At 61.3% G+C, this 6,145-nt stretch carries 6 protein-coding genes; 1 reads left to right on the top strand and 5 read right to left on the bottom strand.

Features of this window, described 5'->3' with window-relative positions; genetic code table 11:
• From KGA88_RS27460 to KGA88_RS27445, 4 genes are all read right to left on the bottom strand, one after another.
• Nucleotides 1-943, bottom strand: a 943-nt coding sequence (locus tag KGA88_RS27460; protein WP_223595616.1) for a type VI secretion system Vgr family protein, incomplete at its 3' end; no start/stop codon positions are given.
• 234 nt (nt 944-1,177) lie between these two features.
• A complete protein-coding gene (locus tag KGA88_RS27455) occupies nt 1,178-2,002 on the bottom strand; it encodes a response regulator transcription factor (RefSeq protein ID WP_110659218.1) in 825 nt (274 codons plus the stop codon).
• Between the two features lie 158 nt (nt 2,003-2,160).
• On the bottom strand, nt 2,161-2,556 hold the full coding sequence (locus KGA88_RS27450; RefSeq protein ID WP_110659217.1) for a VOC family protein: 396 nt from the start codon (nt 2,554-2,556) through the stop codon (nt 2,161-2,163).
• Between the two features lie 23 nt (nt 2,557-2,579).
• Nucleotides 2,580-3,809 carry an MFS transporter gene (locus KGA88_RS27445; protein ID WP_110659216.1) on the bottom strand — a complete coding sequence of 410 codons (1,230 nt, stop codon included), beginning with the start codon at nt 3,807-3,809 and terminating at the stop codon, nt 2,580-2,582.
• Nucleotides 3,810-3,932: 123 nt separating this feature from the next.
• On the opposite strand from KGA88_RS27445, the gene KGA88_RS27440 reads away from it, so the two are divergent.
• Nucleotides 3,933-4,706 (top strand): AraC family transcriptional regulator, encoded by a 774-nt coding sequence (locus KGA88_RS27440; protein ID WP_223595613.1) that lies wholly within the window; start codon nt 3,933-3,935, stop codon nt 4,704-4,706.
• 51 nt (nt 4,707-4,757) lie between these two features.
• On the opposite strand, the gene KGA88_RS27435 is transcribed toward KGA88_RS27440, so the two are convergent.
• Nucleotides 4,758-6,095: a 2-hydroxycarboxylate transporter family protein gene (locus KGA88_RS27435; protein WP_223595611.1), complete on the bottom strand. Its 1,338-nt coding sequence runs from the start codon at nt 6,093-6,095 to the stop codon at nt 4,758-4,760.
• Nucleotides 6,096-6,145: the final 50 nt, after the last annotated feature.

The following is a 6,145-nucleotide window of genomic DNA, read 5'->3' as shown; positions in this document are numbered from 1 at the left end:
CGCTTTGCAGGTCTTCGTCGCGCAGGTGGGACTTGCCGAGCACGCGGTAGGGTTCGGCGTAGTGGTAGGCGTCGCCGTAGGTGTTGTCGGCGACGCCGCGGGTCGTGGCCACGCCGTGGGTGGTGGGCTCGCCGAGGGTCTGGTCGACCTCGCCGTCGAGGTAGGCGCGGCTGTCGTCGGGGTGATAGGCGCGCACGCTGACCTGCTGTTCCACCACCCGGTGGCGGGTTTTCAGGGCCCAGACGCTGTCCTCGACGCTGTTGCTGAAGCCCGAGGGCGAGCGCAGCGGCAGTTCGACGTCGAACTGGTAGCAGCGCTGGTCATCGCAGAACTCGACGACGTCGAAGGCGAGCTCTTCGTGCTGGGTGCAGCGGTACCAGATGCCGAGCTCGGCCAGGATCCGGCTGATGAAGGCGAGATCGCTTTCCTGGTACTGCATGACCTGCTCGCGTTGTGGGTACTCGCGCTTGAGGTTGAAGCGAAAGTGCCCGGTGTCGAGACCATGACGGTCGCGCAGGATGCTTTTGACGATGTCTGGCACGGATTGGTGCTGATAGATCCGTGTCTGCTGGCCGCGATCGAGCAGGGCCAGGCGCGGTTGCAGGGTGACTTCGTAGCGGGCTTCGTCGATTGAACCGGACAGGCGCTGGCAGGCGGTGATGCGGCCGTACAGCGTGCGCAGCGGCATTATCGGCCTGGGCACTTCCCAGTCGAACACGGGCACGTTGGACGGTGCGTCGTACAGGCTGAACTCGGCGTACTGGCCGATGAATTTTTCCGTGTCGATGTCGAGGTCGCTGGCAGTGAATTCGATGCGGTAGAGGTAGGGTTGGCTGAGGTACTCATGGCCCTCGAAGGCGAGGACGTCGAGGTGGGTGTCGAGCTGGTCGATCTTGAGTGTGTGGCGGTTGTGGTCGAAGACGGTGCGCGGTACGTTGGACAAAGTCAGACCTCCCTGGCCTATCGAAGCGGATGGGGAGGCGTTCGTTAGCCCCCTCGTTCAAGCGCTCGACAGCTTTCAGGAAGGTAAAAAAGGTTGATATAGGAAGTTTCTGGTGGTGGCGTAGGAAGCGTCTTGGTGTCGACCTGCCTGGTCTGTGGGATATTTCGCGGCCGGAACCTGTGGCAGTTTTTACGGGTTTGAAGCTGCCGATTGCAGGGTGTCAGGCAAATCGTTTCAGGCTTGCAGCTTGAGCCCTGGAGCCTGCAACGGATCCTCCGTTAACTCCCGAATAAACAACCCCAGCAACTCCGACTGGCTGCCAATCCCCAACTTCGCATAAATATTCTTGCGATGAATCTTCACCGTCCCCGGGCTGATGTTCAGTTGTTCGGCCACCGAGGCGCTGGAGTGGCCGCGCAGCAACAGTTGCACGATTTCCTGCTCACGCCCGGTGAGGATGTGCGCGCCGAAGTGGTCGAAGGCTTCGCGGATCTTGAAGTCCAGGTCCTGCGCTGGTCGCGGCTCCTGAGCCTGACGCAAGCGCCAGGCTTCGTTGATGACCTGCTCGACCACTGCTTGCGCGCATTCGACCAACTGCATTTCGTCCCGGCTGAATGCACAGCTGGCACTGGAGCGCATCAACGACAACACCGCCGTGGCACCACCGCCGAGGTCGACGAAGAACGCCACTTCCTCGGCCAGGCCGGTTTGCTGGTAATAGGTCAGGAAGTATTCGCCAAGGTAGAAATGGTCGGGGGCGAATTGGCGCAGGCGCCACAACCCCGGCGCCTGCCCGCGGGTACAGGCCAGGTAGAACGGATCAAGCAGGTAAGGCCCGCACTGATAGTCGTCGACATACACCGCACGCTTGTCCGCCGAGAAGGTATCGAACAACGCCAATGGCCGGTGATTGCCTTCGTAGACAAACAACACGAAATGATCGACCGGGCAGATTTGCCGCAGCCAGTGGCTCAACCCCGACAGCCGCGCATGTCCGGCAGGCAGGTCGAGCAGGTGGGCGACTCCGGTGGTCCAGAGTTTCAGTTCCTTGGGGCGCATGGCGACTACAGGCAGAAGAGGATGGCCTTTGGATGCACAAAGTACGCCATGGCGGGTGGCCCCGTGTGGAACGGGGTGGCGCACGACATGGCGTTTAAAAGACGCACCGCATTGGGGCCAGGTGTTACCGAGTGCTACAGGGCTGGTAGCAGAAATGATCAGGCGGTGGAGTTGTGCTGGACGATCTGGACAAGATTGCCGCAGGTGTCGTCCAGTACCGCGAGGGTGACCGGTCCCATCACCGTCGGTGGGCGGGTGAACTGCACGCCGGCGGCGCTGAGCCGGACATATTCGGCTTGCACGTCATCGACGCCGAAAAACGTGCAGGGAATGCCGTCCTGCTTGATTGCTGCCTGGAACGCCTTCGCCGCAGGATGGGCATTGGGCTCCAGCAGCAGCTCGACGCCCTCGGGATCGCCGGGAGAGGTCAGGGTCAACCAGCGATGTTCGCCCATGGGAATATCGTGCTTGAGTTGAAAACCGAGCACATCCCGGTAGAAGGCCAGCGCCTTGGCCTGATCATCGACGAGCACGCTGGTGACTACGATTTTCATGGGTTTTTCCTCCTGATGGCTGTTCACACTCCTGACGAGCGTTGTCCAGTAGACGGCAACAGTATGGTCAGAATTCCCAGCAGCGGCAGGTACGAGCACAAGGTGTAGACGTACTCGATGCCATGGATATCCGCCAGGTGCCCCAGCAACGCCGCCCCGATCCCGCCGAAACCGAACATCAGGCCGAAGAACACCCCGGCGATCATGCCGACGTTACCCGGCACCAGTTCCTGGGCGAAGACCACGATGGCTGAGAATGCCGAGGCGAGGATGAAGCCGATGATCATGCTCAGCACGCCCGTCCAGAACAGGTCGACGTAGGGCAGGGCGAGGGTGAAGGGCGCCGCTCCGAGGATCGAGAACCAGATCACTTGCTTGCGGCCGATCCGGTCGCCGATCGGGCCACCAAAGAAGGTGCCTGCCGCGACGGCGCCGAGGAACAGGAACAGGTACAGCTGCGAACTGGCCACCGACAGGTCGAACTTCTCGATCAGGTAGAAGGTGAAGTAACTGGTGAAGCTGGCCATGTAGAAGTATTTGGAAAACACCAGCAACGCCAGCACCACCAGGGCGAAAGTCACTCGCTGTTTCGACAGGCCGTGGGTAGCCTTGCTGCCTTGCTTGAGCTTGAACAGGTTCAGGTGATTGCGGTACCAGCGGCTCAGGCCGTACTGCACGAGGATGGCAAACACCGCGAACAGGCCGAACCAGGCGACGTTGCCTTGGCCATAGGGAATGATGATCGCAGCGGCCAGCAAGGGGCCGAAGGCGCTGCCGGCGTTGCCCCCGACCTGAAAGGTCGACTGCGCCAGGCCGTAGCGACCGCCCGAAGCCAGGCGCGCCACCCGCGAGGTCTCCGGGTGAAAGGTCGACGAGCCGACGCCCACCAGCGCCGAGGCCACGAGAATCGCCGGGAAGCTGCCGACCATCGACAGCATCAGGATGCCGATCAGGGTGCAGACCATGCCCGCCGGCAACAGCCACGGCTTGGGATGACGGTCGGTGTAGAAACCGATCCAGGGTTGCAGCAGCGAAGCGGTGAGCTGGAAGGTCAGGGTGATCAGCCCGACCTGGGTGAAGCTCAGGCCATAGGTGGTCTTGAGCATCGGGTAGATCGACGGCAGCACGGCCTGGATCAGGTCGTTGATCAGGTGCGCCAGGGCGCAGGCGCCGATGACGCGCATGACCAGCGGGCTGGCCTGGCTTGCAACCGAGGCGGTGGGTGAGGGTGAGCTGAGGGTGGTGGTCGACATGGGCGTTCTTCCGGATAAACGCGAACTGCGAAGCAGTCAATTTCAGGGTTCGGCGTTATCCTAGGGGCCTTGAAATCGCCCGTCTCGCGCAGATCGGGCAGTGACCATCGCAAAAAGGGCGTCATGATCAAACCACTGGATAAATTTCTCGCGGACATCGACCAGGGCGACTGGGACGTTCGCAGCAGCGCGACCGATTACCCGGAAAACTGGTTTATCCAGCCGCACTCCCACGAGAAGCATCAACTGATCTATGCCATCGAAGGGGTGATGGTGGTGCACGCCGCAAGCAGCCAATGGACCGTACCGCCGAGCCGTGGCATCTGGATGCCGAGTGGGCAAGTGCACTCGATTCGCTGTGTCGGGCCAATCAAGATGCGCAGTGTGTTCGTGCACCCTGACGCGAGCATCGGACTGCCCGCCGAACCTCGGGCCGTGAGCGTTTCTGCACTCCTGAGTGAGCTGATCAAAGTCTCGGTTGATTTCGACTTCGGCGAAGAACCGAACGCACGGGAGGCCCGCGTACTGCGCCTGATCCTGGATGAGCTGACGATCCTGCCGACCTTGCCATTGAACCTGCCACAGCCCGCCGATCCACGGATCAACCTGATCTGTAGCGCATTGCAGCGTGATCCTGGGGATGGCTCGACCCTGGCGGACTGGAGCGAGCGGCTGAGCCTGGACGCCAAAACCATCCAGCGCCGTTTCCGCAGGGAAACCGGCATGACCTTCGGCCAATGGCGCCAGCAAGCGCGACTGCTGCTGGCGCTGGAACGAATCGCCGTGGGGGAGAAGATCATCGACATCGCCGGGGAGTTGGGCTACGACAGCCCGAGCGCGTTCACCACCATGTTCAAGAAACAGTTTGGCAAGACGCCGAGTGATTTTTTCAAGTGATGAAAAGGGTGTTCCTCTGCAGAGCGGAACAGCCGTGCCAGCGGATCAACTTCAAACAAACATCCGCAACAGGATCGTCGCCAGAATCACCGTCGAAGCCCCGCCAATTCGCGTGGAGATCTGTGCGAACGGCATCAGCGACATGCGGTTCGACGCCGAGAGGATCGCCACGTCCCCGGTGCCGCCCAGGCCGCTGTGGCAGCAGGTGACGATGGCCGATTCGATGGGGTACATCTTCATCAGGTTGCCGATGAAGAAACCGGCCACGGTCATCGACACCACCACCGAGACGCAGACCAGCACATAGCCGACCGAGAACACTTTGACCACGCTGTCCAGTGGCACGTAGAGCATGCCCAGGCCAATCATCACCGGCCAGATGAACGCGGCGGACACCAGTTTGTAGAAGGTGTTGGCGCCTTTCTCGAGTTTTTCCGGCAGCACCCGGGCGTACTTGAACAGCACCGCCGCGAGAATCATCATCACCGGGCCGGGAATGCCCACGACTTTTTCCAGCAGGCCGCCGAGGACGAAAAACGCGCAGATCAGCAGCACGCCGGCGCCCATGACGCGGAAGTCGACAAGGGCACCGGTGTCTTCCTTGACCTTGAATTTATCGTTCTCGTCCCTGGCGCGGATCAGCGCACCTTCGCCATTGATGCTCGGGCGCTTCAGCGCCAGGCGAGCGAGAAAGCCGGCACAGATGATCGCCACGATATTGCCGACCACCGCCGCTGGTGCCAGTTGCGCCACATAGATATCCGGGGTGCCGCCGAGGATCGCCGAGTAGGCCAGCGACAGGGGCAGGATGCCTTCACCGATCCCGCCGCCAATGATCGGCACGATGATGAAGAAGAACGTGTGGTGGAAGCTGTAGCCGACCAGTTTGCCGACGATCAATCCGCTGGCGACGGCCGCCAGGGTGCCGACCAGCAGGGGGATGAACATCCTGATCATGCCCTGGACCAGAATGAAGCGGCTCATGCCCAGAATGCTGCCGACCACCAGGCTGGCGATCACGAAGTACAAGAAGTTGGCGTCCTTCATGAGCATTTTGGTCGCGTCGATCGTCGCCGGCCCGAAGAAGCCGTAGAACACCAGGATCGACGGCAGCATCAGGCACAGGATGGCGCCGCCACCGATTTCCTTGAGGATCGGCAGGCGCGAGCCCAGTTGGCCGAAGAACACGCCCATGGTCATGATCACGGCGAGCCCGCCGATCATGTTCTTGGGCAGGAAACCCAGGTGCGCGGAGAGAAAGACAATCAGGGCGATGCCAAGGAATACCGGCAGCGGGATGACGCCGATTTCGTAGGCGCAGAGGCTGCGCAGGCGTTGCACGAAACCGCCGTCGGGGGCGTTAAGGATTTGCTCATAGGGCTTGTTCATGTTGCGCTTTCCTCATGCTTGTTTTTATCGAGGATGCAGAAACCACGGCT

Origin of the sequence: Pseudomonas sp. A-R-19, assembly GCF_019956575.1 — a bacterium.
Classification (GTDB): Bacteria; Pseudomonadota; Gammaproteobacteria; order Pseudomonadales; family Pseudomonadaceae; genus Aquipseudomonas.
This window is presented reverse-complemented; position numbering and strand designations above follow the sequence as displayed.